At 63.7% G+C, this 18,352-nt stretch carries 18 protein-coding genes; 16 read left to right on the top strand and 2 right to left on the bottom strand.

What is annotated here, in order from left to right:
- The first annotated feature begins 7 nt into the window (after positions 1-7).
- From QN413_RS17510 to QN413_RS17470, 9 genes are all read left to right on the top strand, one after another.
- A complete protein-coding gene (locus tag QN413_RS17510) occupies positions 8-331 on the top strand; it encodes an NAD(P) transhydrogenase subunit alpha (RefSeq protein ID WP_187053461.1) in 324 nt (107 codons plus the stop codon).
- On the top strand, positions 328-1,827 hold the full coding sequence (locus QN413_RS17505; RefSeq protein WP_323497845.1) for an NAD(P)(+) transhydrogenase (Re/Si-specific) subunit beta: 1,500 nt from the start codon (positions 328-330) through the stop codon (positions 1,825-1,827). Before QN413_RS17510 ends, QN413_RS17505 begins: the two co-directional genes overlap by 4 nt.
- A gap of 57 nt (positions 1,828-1,884) precedes the next feature.
- Positions 1,885-3,579, top strand: a complete 1,695-nt coding sequence (locus tag QN413_RS17500) for a long-chain-fatty-acid--CoA ligase (protein ID WP_323497844.1) — start codon at positions 1,885-1,887, stop codon at positions 3,577-3,579.
- Positions 3,580-3,648: 69 nt separating this feature from the next.
- A complete protein-coding gene (locus QN413_RS17495) occupies positions 3,649-4,659 on the top strand; it encodes an ABC transporter permease subunit (RefSeq protein WP_187053458.1) in 1,011 nt (336 codons plus the stop codon).
- Position 4,660: 1 nt separating this feature from the next.
- Positions 4,661-5,566, top strand: a complete 906-nt coding sequence (locus tag QN413_RS17490) for an ABC transporter permease subunit (protein ID WP_187053457.1) — start codon at positions 4,661-4,663, stop codon at positions 5,564-5,566.
- The gene (locus QN413_RS17485; RefSeq protein ID WP_323497843.1) at positions 5,563-6,582 is read left to right on the top strand and encodes an ABC transporter ATP-binding protein; all 1,020 of its coding nucleotides are present in this window, start codon (positions 5,563-5,565) and stop codon (positions 6,580-6,582) included. Before QN413_RS17490 ends, QN413_RS17485 begins: the two co-directional genes overlap by 4 nt.
- Positions 6,579-7,631, top strand: a complete 1,053-nt coding sequence (locus QN413_RS17480) for a peptide ABC transporter ATP-binding protein (protein ID WP_323497842.1) — start codon at positions 6,579-6,581, stop codon at positions 7,629-7,631. Before QN413_RS17485 ends, QN413_RS17480 begins: the two co-directional genes overlap by 4 nt.
- Positions 7,632-7,697: 66 nt before the next feature.
- On the top strand, positions 7,698-9,296 hold the full coding sequence (locus QN413_RS17475) for an ABC transporter substrate-binding protein (protein WP_323497840.1): 1,599 nt from the start codon (positions 7,698-7,700) through the stop codon (positions 9,294-9,296).
- A 46-nt stretch (positions 9,297-9,342) separates the two neighbouring features.
- Positions 9,343-10,086, top strand: coding sequence for a 5'-methylthioadenosine/adenosylhomocysteine nucleosidase (locus QN413_RS17470; RefSeq protein WP_323497839.1), 744 nt, complete (start codon positions 9,343-9,345; stop codon positions 10,084-10,086).
- Positions 10,087-10,200: 114 nt separating this feature from the next.
- On the opposite strand, the gene corA is transcribed toward QN413_RS17470, so the two are convergent.
- Entirely contained in the window at positions 10,201-11,193 is a 993-nt protein-coding gene (gene corA, locus QN413_RS17465; RefSeq protein WP_323497838.1) for a magnesium/cobalt transporter CorA, read from the bottom strand.
- 213 nt (positions 11,194-11,406) lie between these two features.
- Between corA and QN413_RS17460 the strand changes: the two genes are divergently transcribed.
- The 4 genes from QN413_RS17460 to hprK all read left to right on the top strand — a co-directional run bounded on the left by QN413_RS17460 (position 11,407) and on the right by hprK (position 15,771).
- Positions 11,407-13,554, top strand: coding sequence for an ATP-dependent helicase (locus QN413_RS17460; RefSeq protein WP_323497837.1), 2,148 nt, complete (start codon positions 11,407-11,409; stop codon positions 13,552-13,554).
- Between the two features lie 332 nt (positions 13,555-13,886).
- Positions 13,887-14,216, top strand: a complete 330-nt coding sequence (hpf, locus tag QN413_RS17455) for a ribosome hibernation-promoting factor, HPF/YfiA family (RefSeq protein ID WP_323497836.1) — start codon at positions 13,887-13,889, stop codon at positions 14,214-14,216.
- A 102-nt stretch (positions 14,217-14,318) separates the two neighbouring features.
- Complete coding sequence (locus QN413_RS17450) at positions 14,319-14,786, top strand: PTS sugar transporter subunit IIA (RefSeq protein WP_187053450.1); 468 nt, start codon at positions 14,319-14,321, stop codon at positions 14,784-14,786.
- A 28-nt stretch (positions 14,787-14,814) separates the two neighbouring features.
- A complete protein-coding gene (hprK, locus tag QN413_RS17445) occupies positions 14,815-15,771 on the top strand; it encodes an HPr(Ser) kinase/phosphatase (protein ID WP_187053449.1) in 957 nt (318 codons plus the stop codon).
- Here hprK and fur read toward each other — a convergent pair.
- On the bottom strand, positions 15,768-16,187 hold the full coding sequence (gene fur, locus QN413_RS17440; protein ID WP_187053448.1) for a ferric iron uptake transcriptional regulator: 420 nt from the start codon (positions 16,185-16,187) through the stop codon (positions 15,768-15,770). The genes hprK and fur overlap by 4 nt on opposite strands.
- Before the next feature lie 87 nt (positions 16,188-16,274).
- Between fur and QN413_RS17435 the strand changes: the two genes are divergently transcribed.
- Genes QN413_RS17435 through QN413_RS17425 form a run of 3 tightly spaced genes read left to right on the top strand, consistent with a single transcriptional unit; the run spans position 16,275 to position 18,352 of the window.
- Positions 16,275-16,829 (top strand): outer membrane protein assembly factor BamE, encoded by a 555-nt coding sequence (locus QN413_RS17435; protein WP_323497835.1) that lies wholly within the window; start codon positions 16,275-16,277, stop codon positions 16,827-16,829.
- Between the two features lies 1 nt (position 16,830).
- Positions 16,831-17,631, top strand: a complete 801-nt coding sequence (dapB, locus tag QN413_RS17430) for a 4-hydroxy-tetrahydrodipicolinate reductase (RefSeq protein ID WP_323497834.1) — start codon at positions 16,831-16,833, stop codon at positions 17,629-17,631.
- Between the two features lie 10 nt (positions 17,632-17,641).
- Positions 17,642-18,352 carry a MotA/TolQ/ExbB proton channel family protein gene (locus QN413_RS17425; RefSeq protein WP_323497833.1) on the top strand — a complete coding sequence of 237 codons (711 nt, stop codon included), beginning with the start codon at positions 17,642-17,644 and terminating at the stop codon, positions 18,350-18,352.

Here is an 18,352-nt window from a genome sequence, read left to right as displayed (position 1 = left end):
AGAAGCCATGGACCCCGTATCTCACACAGTCATCAACCTGATCATCTTCGTGCTGGCCATCTACGTGGGTTACCACGTGGTGTGGACCGTCACGCCGGCGCTGCACACGCCGCTGATGGCCGTGACCAATGCGATCTCGGCGATCGTCATCGTCGGCGCCATGCTGGCGGCTGCCCTCACCGTCACGCCGCTGGGCAAGACCATGGGCGTGCTGGCGGTGGCGCTGGCGGCGGTCAACGTCTTCGGCGGCTTCCTGGTGACCCGGCGGATGCTGGAGATGTTCAAGAAGAAAGAGAAGAAGACCGTGGCACCCGCAGGAGACAAGACATGAGCATGAATGTGGTCACGCTGCTGTACCTCGTCGCCAGCGTCTTCTTCATCCAGGCCCTGAAAGGCCTGAGTCACCCGACCACCTCGATCCGCGGCAACGTCTTCGGCATGAGCGGCATGGCGATCGCCGTGGTGACGACCATCGCGCTGGTGCACGGCCAGGCGCAGTCGCTCAACGTCGACTTCGGCCGCGGCCTGGCGTGGGTGCTGGGCGCGCTGGTGGTCGGCGGTGGTGTCGGCGCCTACATGGCGAACAAGGTCGAGATGACCAAGATGCCCGAGCTGGTCGCTTTCATGCATAGCATGATCGGCCTGGCAGCGGTGTTCATCGGTGTTGCTGCGGTCGCGGAACCGTGGGCCTTCGGCATCACGCCGCCGCCAGTGGCTGCCGTCGCGGCCGCCACGACGGCCGATGGCGCGGTGCTGGTCGACGGCTTCTTACGTTATGCGATTCCGTTCGGCAACCGGCTCGAGCTGTTCTTGGGCGCGGCCATCGGCGCGGTCACCTTCAGCGGCTCGGTCATCGCCTTCGGCAAGCTGTCGGGCAAGTACAAGTTCCGGTTGTTCCAGGGCGCGTCGGTCCAGTTCAAGGGCCAACACATGCTCAACCTGGTGCTCGGGTTGCTGATGCTGGTGCTCGGCCTGGTGTTCGTCGGCACCGAAAGCTGGATCGCCTTCTTCGCCATGCTGGCGCTGGCCTTCGTGATGGGCGTGCTCATCATCATCCCTATCGGCGGCGCCGACATGCCTGTGGTGGTGTCGATGCTCAACAGCTATTCGGGCTGGGCGGCGGCGGGCATCGGCTTCTCGCTGAACAACGCGATGCTGATCATCGCGGGCTCCCTGGTGGGCTCGTCGGGCGCGATCCTGAGCTACATCATGTGCAAGGCGATGAACCGCTCGTTCTTCAACGTGATCCTGGGCGGCTTCGGCGGCGAGGCCACGACCGCGGCCACCGGCGCCAAGGAGCAGCGCCCGGTCAAGAGCGGCAGCGCGGACGATGCGGCCTTCGTGCTGGGCAACGCCGAGACGGTGGTGATCGTGCCGGGCTACGGCCTGGCTGTCGCTCGCGCACAGCACGCGGTGAAGGAGCTTGCGCAGAAGCTGACTGACAAGGGCATCAAGGTCAAGTACGCGATCCACCCGGTGGCGGGCCGCATGCCGGGCCACATGAACGTGCTGCTGGCCGAAGCGGAAGTGCCATACGACCAGGTCTTCGAGATGGAAGACATCAACGGCGAGTTCGGCCAGGTCGACGTGGCGATCATCCTCGGTGCCAACGACGTGGTGAACCCCGCAGCGCACACCAAGGGCAGCCCGATCTACGGCATGCCCATCCTGGAGGCGTACAAAGCCAAGACAGTGATCGTGAACAAGCGAAGCATGGCGGCAGGCTATGCGGGCCTGGACAACGAACTGTTCTACATGGACAAGACCATGATGGTCTTCGGCGATGCGAAGAAAGTAGTCGAGGACATGGGCAAGGCGATCGAGTAGCCTGACGGCGAGCCACGAGCCCGAACGCGAGCACCGAACAAAGAGAGACACAGAGACATGACAGACCGCCCCTGGCTGAGCAGCTACCCGCAAGGCGTACCCGCCGACATCGACGCCTCGCGCTACGCGTCGCTTGTCGCGCTCATGGAAGAAAGTTTCACCAAGTACGCCGATCGCACGGCCTACAGCTTCATGGGCAAGGACGTCAGCTACGCCGAGACCGACAAGCAAAGCAAGGCGTTGGCGGCGTACCTGCAAGGCCTCGGCCTGGTCAAGGGCGACCGCGTCGCCGCGATGATGCCCAACTGCCCGCAGTACCCGATGGCCGTCGCTGCCATCCTGCGGGCGGGGCTGATTCTGGTGAATGTGAATCCGCTCTACACGCCGCGCGAGCTCGAGCACCAATTGAAGGACTCCGGTGCCAAGGCGATCGTGATCATGGAGAACTTCGGCGTCACGCTGCAGCACTGCATCGCGTCAACGCCGATCAAGCACATCGTGCTCGCGTCGATGGGCGACCGGCTCGGCTTTTTGAAGGGTGCGCTCGTCAACTATGTGGTGCGCAACGTCAAGAAGCTCGTGCCCGACTTCAATCTGCCGACTGCGGTGCGCTTCAACGATGCGCTCGACCAGGGCGCGGCCCGGACATTCCAGCCCGTGACCATCGGGCCGGACGATGTCGCGGTGCTTCAGTACACCGGCGGCACCACCGGCGTATCGAAGGGCGCGGTGCTGCTGCATCGCAACGTGATCGCCAACGTGCTCCAGTCAGAAGCCTGGAACGACCCTGTCATGCATCGCGTGCCCAATGGCGAGCAGCCGACCAGCGTGTGCGCGTTGCCGCTGTATCACATCTTCGCGTTCACGGTGAACATGATGCTGGGACTGCGCACCGGCGGCAAAGTGATCCTGATCCCCAATCCGCGCGACATGGCTGCCACGCTGAAGGAGTTGTCCAAGCACACCTTCCACAGCTTCCCTGCGGTCAACACGCTCTTCAACGGACTGGCCAATCATGCGGACTTCAATACCGTCAACTGGAAGAATCTGAAGGTGTCGGTCGGTGGCGGCATGGCCGTGCAGGGCGCTGTCGCCAAGCTCTGGCTCGAGAAAACCGGCTGCCCGATTTGCGAAGGTTACGGCCTGTCGGAAACCTCGCCGTCGGCCACTTGCAACCCGACCACCAGCACGTCCTACACCGGCACCATCGGCCTTCCGCTGCCCAGCACCTGGCTCAAGCTGCTCGACGACGACGGCATCGAAGTGCCGGCCGGCGAGCGGGGCGAAATCGCCATCAAGGGCCCGCAGGTGATGGCGGGCTACTGGCAGCGGCCCGATGAAACAGCCAAGGTCATGACGCCCGATGGCTATCTCAAGACCGGCGACATCGGCACCGTCGATGCGCAGGGCTTCTTCAAGATCGTCGACCGCAAGAAAGACATGGTGCTGGTGAGCGGCTTCAACGTCTACCCTAACGAGGTCGAAGACGTGGTGGCCACGCTGGCCGGCGTGCTCGAATGCGCGGTGGTCGGCGTGCCGGACGAGAAGACCGGCGAAGCGGTCAAGCTGGTGATCGTTCGCAAAGACCCGACGCTGACGGAAGACCAGGTCAAGGAGTTCTGCCGTGCCAACCTCACCGGCTACAAACAGCCGCGCGTGATCGAATTCCGTACCGACCTGCCAAAAACGCCGGTCGGCAAGATCCTGAGACGCGAACTGCGCGACGCCAAGAAGCCGGCTGCGGCCGTCTGACCGCCCTCCGGTAACAGGAACGGAAACGCGCGTCGGTCGGCCGGCACTGGTCTTGCATCAAGACGATCGATGTTCCGTTTCATTCTCACGCGCCTGAGCCTTTTGGTGCCGACCTTCATCGGCATGACGCTGCTCGCGTTCTTTTTGATTCGTCTGGTGCCCGGTGACCCGATCGAAACGCTGGCCGGTGAGCGCGGCATCGACCCGGCGCGCCATGCGGAACTGCTGAAGGCCTATGGCTTCGACAAGCCTCTGATCGCGCAATACGGCATCTACATCGCACGGGTGCTGCACGGCGACCTGGGCAAATCGGTCATCACGCAGGAGCCGGTCATGAGCGAGTTCTTGTCGCTTTTTCCTGCCACGGTAGAGCTTGCGCTGTGTGCCATCGTCTTTGCCCTGGTGCTCGGAATTCCAGCCGGGATCCTGGCGGCAGTACGACGAAATTCCATCTTCGACCACGGCGTGATGGCGGTGTCGCTCACTGGCTATTCGATGCCGATCTTCTGGTGGGGCCTGCTGCTCATCCTGTTCTTTTCGGTGCAACTGGGATGGACGCCGGTGTCGGGACGCATCGCCGTCCAGTATTTCATCGAGCCGAGCAGCGGCTTTCTGCTCATCGATTCGCTGCGGGCCGGCGACGTCGACGCTTTCTGGTCGGCACTGCATCACCTCATCCTGCCGACCATCGTGCTCGGCACGGTGCCGCTTGCGGTCATCGCGCGCATGACGCGTTCGGCCATGCTCGAAGTGCTGGGCGAGGACTACATCCGCACTGCGCGCGCCAAGGGCTTGTCGCGTTTTCGCGTGGTCGCGCTGCACGCGTTGCGCAACGCGCTGATTCCGGTAGTCACGGTCATCGGGCTTCAGGTCGGCGTGCTCTTCACGGGCGCCATCCTGACCGAGACGATCTTCTCGTGGCCCGGTGTCGGCAAGTGGTTGATCGAGGCGATCGGTAGGCGCGACTATCCGGTGTTGCAGGGCGGCATGCTGCTGCTGGGCGTCATCGTGATGATCGTTAATCTGCTGGTCGACGTGGCCTACGGCGTCATCAATCCGCGTATCAGGCAGTCGCGCTGACATGGCCTTGTCCACCTCTTCTTCGCCCATCCTCGTGATGACCGCACCGCCCGGGCCATGGCGCGAGTTCTGGGCCGCGTTCTCGGCGAACCGGGGCGCTGTGATGGGGCTCGTCGTCATCGTCGTACTGTTGTTCGTTGCCTTGGCGGCTCCGCTGATCGCACCGCACGCGCCCAACCTCACGAACAGCGCCGCATTCTTGCGGCCACCGTTCTGGCAGCAGGGTGGCTCCATCACGTACTTCCTCGGCACCGACGCCATCGGCCGCGACATCCTGTCGCGCCTCATGTTCGGCGCGCGCCTGTCGTTGTCGATCGGCATCGCGGTGGTGGCGATGTCGGTGATCGTGGGCGTCTCACTCGGCCTCATCGCGGGCTTCTTTCGTGGCGTCGTCGAGATCGCGATCATGCGGGCGATGGACATCGTGCTGACCTTGCCGAGCCTGCTGCTGGCCATCGTGGTGGTGGCGATTCTTGGGCCGGGGCTCGTCAACGCGATGCTCGCGGTGGCGATCGTCGTGCTGCCGCATTACGTGCGCATCACGCGGGCGGCGGTCATCACCGAAGTTTCGCGCGACTACGTGACGGCGGCACGCGTCAGCGGTGCCAGTACCTTGCGGCTCATGTTCAGCGAGGTGCTGCCCAACTGCGCGGCGCCGCTGATCGTGCAGGCGTCTCTCGGCGTCTCGACGGCCATCCTCGATGCGGCGGCGCTCGGCTTTCTCGGCCTCGGTGCGCAGCCGCCATCGCCCGAGTGGGGAACGATGCTGGCCGACGCGCGTGAGTTCGTGTTGCGCGCGTGGTGGGTCGTGACGTTTCCGGGGCTGGCGATCCTGATCGCTGTGCTCGCCTTCAACCTGCTGGGCGACGGGCTGCGCGATGCGCTCGACCCGAAGTTGAAACGATGAGCCTGCTCGACATCAAAGAGTTGCACGTCGACTTCCCCACGCAGGGCGGCGTGCTGCATGCCGTCGACGGCGTGAGCCTGACGGTCGACGAAGGCGAGGTACTCGGCATCGTCGGCGAATCGGGCTCGGGCAAGAGCGTCACGATGATGGCGCTGATGGGCCTCATCGCCTACCCCGGCCGCGTGCAGGCGGCGCACATGCGCTTTGCCGGCAACGACCTGCTCGGCATCTCCGACAAGGCGCGCCGCAACCTGGTCGGCAAGGATGTCGCGATGATCTTTCAGGACCCGACGACCAGCCTCAACCCCTGCTTCACTGTCGGCTTCCAGCTGATGGAAACCTTGCGGCTGCATCTGAAGCTCGACAAGCGTGCAGCCAAGACACGCGCCATCGAGCTGCTCGAACAGGTCGGCATTCCGGCGGCGGCGACGCGCATCGACAGCTACCCGCATCAGCTCTCGGGTGGCATGAACCAGCGCGTGATGATCGCGATGGCGATCGCCTGCAACCCTCGCTTGCTGATTGCCGACGAGCCGACCACCGCGCTCGACGTGACCATCCAGGCGCAGATCCTCGACCTGCTGCGCAACCTGCAAAAAGAGCGCGGCATGGCGCTGGTGCTCATCACGCACAACATGGGCGTGGTGGCCGACATGGCGCAGCGCGTGGCGGTCATGTATGCGGGCCAGGTGATGGAAGAGCAGCGCGTCGACCGACTCTTCAGCACCCCGCAACATCCGTACACCGAGGCATTGCTGGCGGCGTTGCCGGAACGCGCTGCGCCGGAAGGTCGGCTCGCCACGATCGCTGGCATGGTGCCCGGCGTGCACGACCGCCCTGCGGGCTGCCTTTTTTCGCCGCGCTGCGTCGACGCGACGGCCAACGCTTGCGCGGTGCGGCCGGCGTTGCAAGCGTTTCAGGACGCACAGGTGCGTTGCCACTTTCCGTTGGGCGACGCAGATCGGTCGATTGCCATCATGGATGACCGTTCGCGCGCAGTCGAGGCGCTGTCATGAGCGCCGCCGAGCCCGATTTGAAATCGATGACGACCGAACCCTCGTCGAGCGAAACCGTGGTCGAGGCGGTCGACCTGAAGCGCGTCTACGAGGTGCGGCGCGGGTTGTTCCGTGCGCCTGCGAAATTGCAGGCCGTCGGCGGCGTTTCGTTCAGGCTGGCGCGCGGCCGCACGCTCGCGGTGGTCGGTGAATCGGGGTGCGGCAAGTCGACGTTGGCACGCATGGTGTCGTTGATAGAAAAGCCGACATCGGGCCGCCTCACGTTGATCGGTGTCGACGCGGTCGACCCGCCGCTCGACCGCAAGCGTGAGCTGCGCCAGGCCGTGCAGTTGGTGTTCCAGAACCCATTCGGCTCGCTCAACCCACGCAAGAAGATCGCAGCCGTACTAGAAGACCCGCTCGCCATCAACACGGCGTTGAGCAAGGCCGACCGTGCCGCCAAGGCGCGCGACATGTTGGCGCGTGTCGGCCTGCGGCCCGAACATGCCAACCGATATCCGCACATGTTCTCCGGCGGCCAGCGGCAGCGCATCGCCATCGCGCGGGCACTCATGCTGGAGCCGCGGCTGCTGGTGGCAGACGAGCCGGTGTCGGCGCTCGACGTGTCGATCCAGGCGCAGGTGTTGAATCTGCTGGCGGACCTGCAGGCCGAGCTCGGGCTCGCATACCTTTTCATTTCGCACGACCTGGGCGTGGTGCGGCACATCGCGCACGATGTGCTGGTCATGTACCTCGGCCACGCTGTGGAGCAGGGGCCTAACGCGCGCATCTTTGCGCGTCCGCTGCATCCCTACACGCAAGCGCTGCTGGCATCCACGCCGGGGCTCGCGACCGCGCGCATCGTGCTGCAGGGTGAGTTGCCGTCGCCGCTCGATCCTCCGGCCGGTTGCGTGTTCAGCACGCGCTGTGGGCACGCTACCGAACGCTGCCACATCGAGCGCCCGCTGCTGCGCGCACTCGACGAGCGCATGGTGGCGTGCCACTATGCCGAGAAGTTCATCGATGGGCCGGTCGCGGTGCAGATCGCGCGCTCGCCGATGGCGTTCTGAATTCGCTGAGTCACCACGTCACTTCGTGACCCGTTTTGTCGTTCAGTTTTTTGAGAAGGAGATCCCATGAAGAATGTTCGTCTCGCATCGGTGCTGCTGCCGATGGCCTTTGCCCTCACTTGCGGCGCTGCGGCCGCCAAGACACTGGTCTTCTGTTCCGAAGGCAGCCCCGAGAATTTCTACTCGGCAGTCAACACGACCGGAACCTCGTTCGACGTGACCACACAGGTCTACAACAACGTGGTCGACTTCGAGCGCGGCGGCACCAAGGTGTTGCCCAGTCTGGCCGAGAGCTGGACCATCTCACCCGACGGCACCGAGTACACCTTCAAGCTGCGCAAGGGCGTGAAGTGGCACACGACGAGCAAGAACTTCAAGCCGACGCGCGACTTCAACGCCGACGACTTCATCTTCTCGATCGAGCGACAGTGGAAAGAGAACGACCCGTACTTCAAGGTCACGAGCCAGAACCACTCGTACTTCAACGACATGGGCATGCCCAAGCTTTTGAAGACGGTCGACCGCATCGATGACTACACGGTGAAGATCGTGCTGAACAAGGCCGAGGCGCCGTTCCTGGCCAACCTCGCGATGCCGTACGCCGGTGTGCAGTCGAAGGAATACGCGATCGCGATGCTGAAGGCCGGCACGCCTGAAAAGATCGACCAGGACCCAATCGGCACCGGCCCGTTCTACCTGGTTCAGTACCAGAAAGACGCCATCGTCCGCTTCAAGGCGTTCCCGCAATATTGGGGCGGCAAGGCAAAGATCGACGACCTGATCTTCTCGATCACGCCCGATGCGTCGGTGCGCTGGGCCAAGCTGCAAAAAGGGGAGTGCCATGTGATGCCGTATCCGAATCCGGCCGACCTCGATGCGATCCGCAAGGACCCGAACGTGCAGGTGCTGGAGCAGGCAGGCCTCAACGTCGGCTACCTTGCGTACAACACGACCAAGAAGCCGTTCGACGACGTGCGCGTGCGCAAGGCCATCAACATGGCGATCGACAAGAAGGCGATCATCGACGGCGTCTACCTGACGACCGGCGTCGCCGCCAAGAACCCGATTCCGCCGACCATGTGGTCTTACAACGATGCGGTCAAGGACGATCCCTACGATCCCGCTGCTGCCAAGAAGCTGCTGGCCGAAGCCGGTCTCGCCAACGGCTTCACGACCGACCTGTGGGCCATGCCGGTGCAGCGCCCCTACAACCCGAACGCCAAGCGCATCGCCGAACTGATGCAGGCCGACCTTGCCAAGATCGGCGTCAAGGCCGAGATCAAGACCTTCGAATGGGGTGAGTACAGGAAGCGCATGCAGGCCGGCGAGCACCAGATGGGCATGCTCGGCTGGACGGGCGACAACGGCGATCCGGACAACTTCATGTACACGCTGCTGGGTTGCGCATCGGCGCAGTCGAACGGTTCCAACGTCGCCAAGTTCTGCTATCAGCCCTACGAAGACCTGGTGGTCAAAGCCAAGAACGTGCCCAAGCAGGCCGATCGCGACGCGCTCTATAAAAAGGCACAGGTCATTTTCAAGGAACAAGCACCTTGGTTCACCATCGCCCACGCCGTGCAGTTGAAGCCGGTACGCAAGGAAGTCGTCGACTTCAAGCTGAGCCCCTTCGGCCGTCACACTTTCTATGGCGTCGACATGAAGTGATGGCGCAAGCCACGGCGGAAGCGACCGCGAACGTCGGGGTGCTCTGATGCCGACGGCCATCCTGAGTGCGCTGCCCGAAGAGCAGCACGGCCTGCGCGAGCAGCTCGAAGAAGCGATGCATGTCCGGCATGCGGGCCGCGATTTCCACACCGGCCGCTGGCACGGCAAGCCGGTGGTGCTGGCGCTGTCGCGCATCGGCAAGGTCGCCGCGGCAACCACGGCGACGGCGCTGATCGAACGCTTCGGTGTTCGACGTATCGTGTTCACCGGTGTGGCCGGCGGTTTGCACCCAGACGTGCGGGTCGGCGACACCGTCATCGGCACAGCGTTTCTGCAGCACGACATGGATGCATCGCCACTGTTCCCGCGCCACGAGGTGCCGCTCTACGGCCGTTCGCGCTTCGCCGCCGACGAAGAGTTGGTCGACCTGCTCGCGATGGCCGCAGGCGCCGTCTCGACCGGCGTGTTCGACGCCGCGACACGCGCCCGCTTCAGCCTCGGCGGCATGCGCATCCACAAAGGATTGCTGGTCAGCGGCGACCGCTTCGTTTCAGCCGCGCATGAAGCGCTGACCCTGCAGCGCGACCTCCCCGAAGCCCTCGCCGTAGACATGGAGGGCGCAGCGGTAGCCCAGGTCTGCCACGACTACGCCATCCCCTTCGCCGCAGTAAGAAACATCTCCGATCGCGCCGACGAAACGGCCCACGTCGACTTCCCCGCGTACCTCTCCCAAGTCGCCGGCAAGCAAGCCAGAGCCCTGATCGGCGCCCTGCTCCCCTTGCTCGACTAACGTCCCGGTATCAGTTCAGGAACACCGCAGCACCGGCTCGCCCGGCCGCTGGTGTTGCCCCCGGTCAGGGGGTGGGAGCGGCGACACGAAGTGCGCAGCGACCTGGGGGCGAGCTCAACTCAACCAGCCCTTGCGCCCGAAGTACCACATCGGTCCCAGGGCACTGGCGATCATGAAAGCCACGACATAGGGGTAGCTGAGCGTGGGGCCGAGCCATTCCAGTTCCGGGAACTTCATGTTCATGCCGTAGATGCTGGCCACCAGTGTCGGCGGCAGCAGCGCCACGCTCGCCACGGAAAAAATCTTGATGATCTTGTTCTGGTTGATGTTGATGAAACCGACGGTCGCATCCATCAGGAAGTTGATCTTGTCGAACAGGAACGCGGTGTGGTTGTCGAGCGACTCGATGTCGCGCAGGATCTGCCGCGCTTCTTCGAATTGCTCGGCGTTCAGCATCTTGCTGCGCATCATGAAGCTGACCGCGCGGCGCGTGTCCATCACGTTGCGCCGAATGCGGCTGTTCAGGTCTTCGTGGCGTGCGATCTCGCCAAGCACTTCGCTTGCCAGGTCGTCGGTCATCTTGCCGGCCAGCACCTGTTCGCTGACTTTCTTCAGTTCGTCGTAGATGTTTTCCAGTGTGTCGGCGGAGTATTCGGCGTCGGCGTCGAACAGTTTCAGCAGCACTTCCTTGGCGTCTTCGATCAGCCCCGGTGCGCGGCGCGCGCGCATGCGCAGCAAGCGGAACACCGGCACGTCTTCGTCGTGTATCGAGAACAGCACGCCGCGGCTGCGCAACTCGCTGTTGTGCTGGTTCAGGATGAAGGCGACGCGCACCGAGCGCGGGTCTTCGTCGTCATCGATCAAAAAGTCGCTGCGAATATGCAGTTCGCCGTTGTCTTCTTCGTAGAAGCGGGCCGACTCTTCAATGTCCTCGTCCATCGCGTCTTCGGGGATGGAGAGGCCGTAATACTGTTTGATCCAGCGCTTTTCGTCGACCGATGGCGACTCTAGGTCGACCCAGATCGGCTGGAATTTCGACAGCTCTTCGAGCGACTCGATTTCTTCCTGGACGAGGCGCCCGTTGGCGAGCGTAAAGATATTGAGCATGGGCTCACTCCCGTGGATGGACTGTGCGGTTGAACGAGGGCGGGGCGCTTCCGAATCCCTCGATCGACACGCGCGTCAAACGGGAACCGAAAGCTGCCAAGACGGGTAGGTTTCCAAGGCGGAGTCTCCGGTTACAGCAAGGCGCGAATTATGTCACCGGGCCCGTCATGTAACGGTCACGCATCTGGATGGGCATCCAGTAAAATTGCGCCAATGCAGACCGTGGCGCCGACCCTTCTCCCTCCGCATCTTTCAGCGCATGGCGCGGTACCGACCACGCAGGCAGAGCGGCTCGCTGCGGCGCTGACCGACCTGAACGATGAACAGCGGGCAGCGGTCGAGCACGGTGTCTATGCGGCATTTGGCGAACCTGCTTGCGACGACCGACCACTGCTGGTTATCGCCGGTGCCGGCTCGGGCAAGACCAGCACGCTCGCGCACCGCGTGGCGCGGCTCATCGCGCAAGGCACCGATCCGCAGCGCATCCTGCTGCTGACGTTTTCACGTCGTGCCGCGCAAGAGATGGAGCGCCGCGCCGGCCAGGTCGTGGCACGGGTGTTCGCACTCAAGTCGGAGGTGCCGCCGGCGTTGCCTTGGGCCGGCACCTTTCACGGCATCGGCGCGCGACTGTTGCGCGAATACGCGGCGCACATCGGACTGAACGACAACTTCACCATCCACGATCGCGGCGATGCGGAAGACCTGATGGGTTGGGTCCGGCATGAACTCGGGTTGTCGAGCAGCACCCGACGCTTTCCGCACAAGGGCACCTGCCTGTCGATCTACTCTCGCACCGTCAACACCTGTGCCTCGCTGGGCGACGTGCTGGAGCAGGCGTTTCCGTGGTGTGCCGAATGGGAGGTCGAACTCAAGCGCTTGTTCGGCGCTTATGTCGAGGCCAAGCAGCAGCAGAACGTGCTCGACTACGACGACCTGCTGTTGTACTGGGCCGGCATGGTCGCGGAGCCCACGTTGGCTGCGCAGGTCGGCGCGCGTTTCGACCACGTGCTGGTCGACGAGTACCAGGACACGAACCGCTTGCAGGCGTCGATTCTGATGGCGCTCAAGCCCGATGGCCGTGGCGTGACAGTGGTCGGCGACGACGCGCAATCGATCTATTCGTTTCGGGGCGCCACGGTGCGCAACATCCTCGACTTTCCGACGCAGTTCACGCGCCCGGCGCGCATCGTCACGCTGGAACGCAACTACCGCTCCACGCAGCCGATCCTCGACGTGTCGAACGCCGTCATCGCACAGGCGGCCGAGCGGCATGCCAAGACGCTGTGGACCGACAAGGCTTCGGCCGGCCGGCCTCAGCTGGTGCTGGTGCCCGACGAAGCGCAGCAAGCGCGCTGGGTGGCCGACCGCGTGCTCGCGCACCGTGAGGGCGGGCTCGCGCTCAAGTCGCAGGCGGTGCTCTTTCGCACCTCGACGCACAGTGCGGCGCTGGAGCTCGAACTGGCGCGGCGCAACATCCCGTTCGTCAAATACGGCGGCCTCAAGTTTCTCGAAGCCGCGCACGTCAAAGACCTCCTCGCGGTGCTGCGCTTTGCCGAGAACCCGCGCGGCCGGATGGCGGGCTTCCGCGTGACGCAGATGATTCCGGGCATCGGGCCGGCGACAGCAACACGCCTGCTCGATGCCATGGACGTGGCCGCCGACCCCGGCGCCGCGGTAAAGGCATTCATGCCGCCCGCTGCAGCGCAGGTCGAATGGCAACGCTTTGCCGAAACGTACGCCGCCTTGCGTGAGTCGTCGCTCAGCTGGCCAGCCGATATGGAACTCGCATTGCGCTGGTACATCCCGCACCTCGAACGGCTGCACGACGACACCTCGGGCGTGCGACGTGGCGACGTCGAACAGCTGGCTCGGCTCGCCTCCGGTTATGCCTCGCGCGAGCGATTTTTGACCGAGCTCACGCTCGATCCGCCCGAGGCCACGAGCGATCGCTCTGGGCCACCGCTGCTCGACGAGGACTATCTGATCCTGTCGACCATCCACTCGGCCAAAGGCCAGGAATGGAACTCGGTTCACGTGCTCAATGTGGTCGATGGCTGCATGCCGGCCGACGTCGCTCAGGGCGCGCAGGAGCTCGAGGAAGAGCGGCGGTTGCTTTACGTTGCCATGACGCGGGCGCGCGACCATTTGCACCTGCTCGTGCCGCAGCGCTTTTATGTCACGCAGCAGGCCGTAAGGGGAGATCGCCATCTTTACGCCGGGCGCACTCGCTTCATTACCGCGGCCGACACGGCACGGTTCGAGCAGGTGACATGGCCGGCACCGCCTGCGAGGGCGCCCGCGGTGCCGCCACCCGCCGCGACCATCGATTTGCTGAGCCGGATGCGGGCGAGCTGGCGCTGATCCCCTGCCGGCGGCATGGCGATGTAACGACGACCGGGCTTTGATTTGCGGCTGAATCGAATCGCCGACCAATGCGGGCGCACACGGACTGCTATGAATTAGATAGCGCACAAATGTGTCCCCAAAGTCACCCCAAATGTTGGGGAAAGAGAGGGATTGCAATGCCTCGGCAACGTGGGCATAGTGAATCGAACCCACCCTCTTTCTGCCTCGGGCTCCACCTCACTCCCCAGCAATCCTCCCGTTTCTGTACCGGTGCCATTCCGTTTCCGCCGGCCACTTTCCATCCCGGAATGCTGGCCATTTCTGCAACGTTTCCCAGGAGGTCATTCATGAATCTGACGATCAGCGGCCATCACCTCGACGTCACTCCCGCATTGCGAAGTTATGTCACGAGCAAGCTGGACAGGATCACCCGGCACTTCGACCAAGTGGTCGATGTGAAGGTGATCCTCACGGTGGAAAAGCAGAAGGAAAAGGAACGCCGGCAAAAGGCAGAGTGCAACATTCACGTCAAGGGCAGCGACATGTTCGCCGAGTGCAGTAACGCTGATCTGTACGCCGCTGTCGATGAATTGGTCGACAAGCTCGACCGCCAGGTGGTGCGCCACAAAGACCGTCTGCAAGATCATCATCATGAAGCGCCTAAACGTGTGATGTAGTTCTCCTTTGGGTAAATCCTCTTGCATGATCGAGGACCGCCAATCTAGCGGCCCTTTGCTTTTTTCGGGGCCAGTGCATAATCGCCCCCGCCCTGCCCCACAATGAATCGCCTCGCGTCCATCCTGCCACCCGCCCAAGTGCTCGTGAGCGTTGACGCCACCAGCAAAAAACGTGCTTTCGAAGAAGCCGGCTTGCTGTTCGAAAACCTCCACGGATTAGGCCGAGCCCTCATCACCGACAGCCTCTTTGCCCGCGAACGGCTTGGCTCAACCGGCTTGGGTCATGGGGTCGCGATTCCGCATGGCCGCATCAAGGGACTCAAGTCGCCGATGGCGGCGGTGTTCCAGCTGGCCAATGCGATCGGTTTCGACGCACCGGACGAACAGCCGGTCGTGCTTCTCATCTTTTTGCTGGTGCCCGAAGCGGCGACGCAGAAACACCTCGAGATCCTCTCTGAAATTGCCGAGCTGTTGAGCGATGCCGCTTTGCGCGAGAAGATCAAGTCGAGCACCGACGCATCCGTCTTGCACGCACTCATCGCAGGATGGCAGTCGGCGCAGGTGGCTTGAACGCATCGGCAGCAGGACGGTCGCGCGCATGAAGCCGACCGTCATCAGCGCCGATGCGATGTTCGAGGAGTTTCGCGGCTCGCTTCGCTGGGAGTGGCTGGCGGGACTGGGAGCCTCGGAGCGCCAGTTCGACATCGAGGTCATCAGCCGCGCGCAGTCAGCGGCAGACCTGGTCGGCTACCTCAACTACATCCATCCTTACCGTGTGCAGATCCTCGGCGCCCGCGAGGTCGCCTACCTGACGCGCGGAACGCCCGAAGACTGCGCCCGCCGGATCGGCCGCATCGTGACACTGGAGCCGCCGATGCTGGTGCTGGCCGATGCCCAGAGCGCGCCGGACGAACTCCTGTCGATCTGCGAGCGCGCCCAGTTGCCGCTCTTTGCCACGCGCGAATCCTCGGCCTTCGTCATCGATCTGCTGCGCGCCTACCTGTCCAAGCATTTTGCAGAGCGCACGTCGATGCACGGCGTTTTCATGGACATCCTGGGGCTCGGCGTGATGATCACCGGCGAGTCGGGCCTCGGCAAAAGCGAGCTGGGCCTGGAGTTGATTTCCCGTGGCAATGGTCTGGTGGCCGACGACGCCGTCGATCTCTACCGGATCAACCAGAACACGCTCGAAGGCCGCTGCCCCGACTTGCTGCAGAACCTGCTTGAAGTGCGCGGCATCGGCCTGTTGGACATTCGCGCGATCTTCGGTGAGACGGCTGTGCGCCGGAAGATGCGGCTCAAGCTCATCGTGCATCTGGTGCGCCGCGACAGCTTCGAGCGCGACTACGAGCGCATGCCCTCGGCTCCGCTGACGCAAGATGTGCTGGGCATCGCGGTGCGCAAGGTCATCATCCAGGTGGTGGCAGGGCGCAACATTGCAGTACTGGTCGAGGCGGCGGTGCGCAATTCAATTTTGCAGCTGCGCGGCATCGACACCTATGCCGAATTCGTGGAGCGGCACCACAGGGCGATGGAGTCGGGCCGTCAGGACTAGCGTCGGCTGGCGCAGTCGGCGCAAAGGCCGTACAGCGACATGGCGTGGTCTTGCAGAATCCAGCCTTTGTCGAGAGAGATCATTTGCTGGCGCCGCTCGATCTCGGCGTCGTAGAACTCCTCGACCTTTCCGCACGATGTGCAGATCAAATGGTCGTGGTGCTTGCCTTCATTAAGCTCATAGACGGCTTTGCCGCTTTCGAAGTGGCTGCGCTCCAGGATTCCGGCTTGTTCGAACTGGGTCAGCACGCGGTAAACCGTGGCCAGGCCGATGTCGGAGTGCTCGTTGAGCAAAATGCGAAAGACGTCTTCGGCCGTCATGTGCCGCAGGCCGCCGGTCTGGAAGATCTCGAGAATCTTCAGGCGCGGCAAGGTGGCCTTCAGGCCGGTGTTCTTGAGTTCGTCGATGTTGGCCATGGTCGTTCCTGCGTGGGCCGTACGGAACGGGGTCCGCCGGGGGCCAGCCGCTACAATGCGCCGATCATATCGCTACCCTTTTCCCCCATGCTTGCCAATTCAAAAAGCCGCGTCTGGCTTATCGCCAGCGTCGCCGCGAGCCTCTGTCTGGGCGCTTGCACCAACCTCGGCACGCGAACCCGCGATGCGTTGAGCGCTGTCACGCCCTACAAGGTCGATGTGGTCCAGGGCAACTTCGTCTCCAAAGAGCAGGTCGAGCAGCTGAAGCCTGGCATGTCGCGACAGCAAGTGCGCGAAGTACTCGGCACCTCGCTGCTGACCGACGTGTTCCATGTCGATCGTTGGGACTACGTCTTCACCATTCGTCGGCAAGGCGTCGACGCTCAGCAGCGCCACCTGACTGTTTACTTCAAGGGCGAGGTACTCGACCGCTTCGACGGCGACACCATGCCGAGCGAAGAAGAATTCGTGGCGGCTGTCGATGCCCGCAAGCGCAGCGGCAAGGTGCCCGTGCTCGAAGCCAGTGAAGACCAACTCAGCAAGTTCGTGCCGGACAAGAGCATCAAGCCTGACGCATCTGCCGCTTCGCTGGCTCCGCTGCCGCCGAGCTACCCGCCGCTCGAATCCACCACCACCCGCTGACATGCGGCGTATCGCGATAGCTGGCGCCTCTGGTCGCATGGGCCGCATGCTCATCGAGGGCGTGCGCAACGCGCCTGACCTCGAACTGGCCGGCGCGCTGGATGTGCCGGGCTCCGAAGCCCTCGGCACCGACGCCGGCGCGTTTCTCGGTTTTGCGAGCGGCGTGCCGATCGTCTCTGATCTGCGCAATGGGCTCAAAGATGCCCAGGTGCTGATCGACTTCACGCGGCCTGAAGGCACCTTGGCGCACCTCGCGGTCTGCCGCGAACTCGGTGTGCAAGCGGTCATCGGCACGACAGGTTTCACCGACGCGCAAAAAGCGGAGATCGCCAAGATCGCCGAGGACATCGCGATCGTCATGGCGCCCAACATGAGCGTCGGCGTCAACGTCACCTTGAAGCTGCTCGAAATGGCGGCGAAGGCACTTTCGACCGGCTACGACATCGAGATCATCGAGGCACACCATCGCCACAAGGTCGATGCGCCGTCCGGCACCGCGCTGAAGATGGGCGAAGTGATCGCCGACGCGCTGGGTCGCGACTTGAAGGAATGCGCCGTCTACAGCCGCGAAGGCCTGACCGGTGAGCGCGACCCGTCCACCATCGGATTTGCCAGTATCCGCGGCGGCGACATCGTCGGCGACCACACCGTGCTCTTCGCCGGCACTGGCGAGCGCATCGAGATCACCCACAAGTCGGCCAGCCGCGCCACTTACGCGCAAGGCAGCTTCCGCGCTGTGCAGTTCCTTGCGCAGCAAAAGGCTGGATTGTTCGACATGTTCGACGTGCTCGGCCTGCGCTAGAAGGCATCGGGTGAGCGTTCTCGAGCTGCTGACCCAGGGCGATGGCGTCAGCCGCGCGGTGGCGGCGCTGTTGCTCGCGATGTCGGTGTCGAGCTGGGTCGTTATCCTGCTGAAAGCCTGGTTGTTGCGCAGCGGCACCCGCAGCGTGCTGCGTAGCATCGCCGCGTTCTGGCAGGCCACCACGCTGGCCGAGGCAGAGCAGAACCTCAAGTCGCTCGATCGTACGGCGCTGGTGTTGCCTGCGGTAACGGCTGTCAAAAACCTGGCTGTTGCGACTGCAACGAGCAGCACTACGCTCGGCGCGGCTGGTGATCGGTCGCAGCGGCTCACACGCGTGCTGCGCGACGCACTGCATGGTTCGCTTCGCCGACTGCAGTCGGGCCAGATCCTGCTGGCGACCGTCGGCGCCACGGCGCCCTTCGTCGGCCTGCTCGGCACCGTCTGGGGCATCTACCGGGCGCTGTCCGGTATTGCTGGGCAGACCGGTGGCTTCACGATCGACAAGGTGGCGGGTCCGGTCGGCGAGGCGCTGGTGATGACGGCTTTCGGCCTCGCGGTGGCGATCCCGGCCGTGCTGGCCTACAACGTGTTCGGTCGTGTGATCGGCCGCATCGAGGCCGAGCTCGAAGGCTTTGCGCACGACCTGCTCGGCACCTTTGGCGGCGTGGTAGCCCGGCGCGACGAAACGTTGCCGCCGGCGCGGCCGATGCCTGTCGCCTGA

Origin of the sequence: Variovorax sp. LG9.2 (assembly GCF_035018885.1) — a bacterium.
In the GTDB taxonomy this organism is placed as follows: Bacteria; Pseudomonadota; Gammaproteobacteria; order Burkholderiales; family Burkholderiaceae_C; genus Variovorax.
The sequence above is the reverse complement of the archived record's forward strand: the minus strand, read 5'-3'. Positions and strand labels throughout refer to the sequence as shown.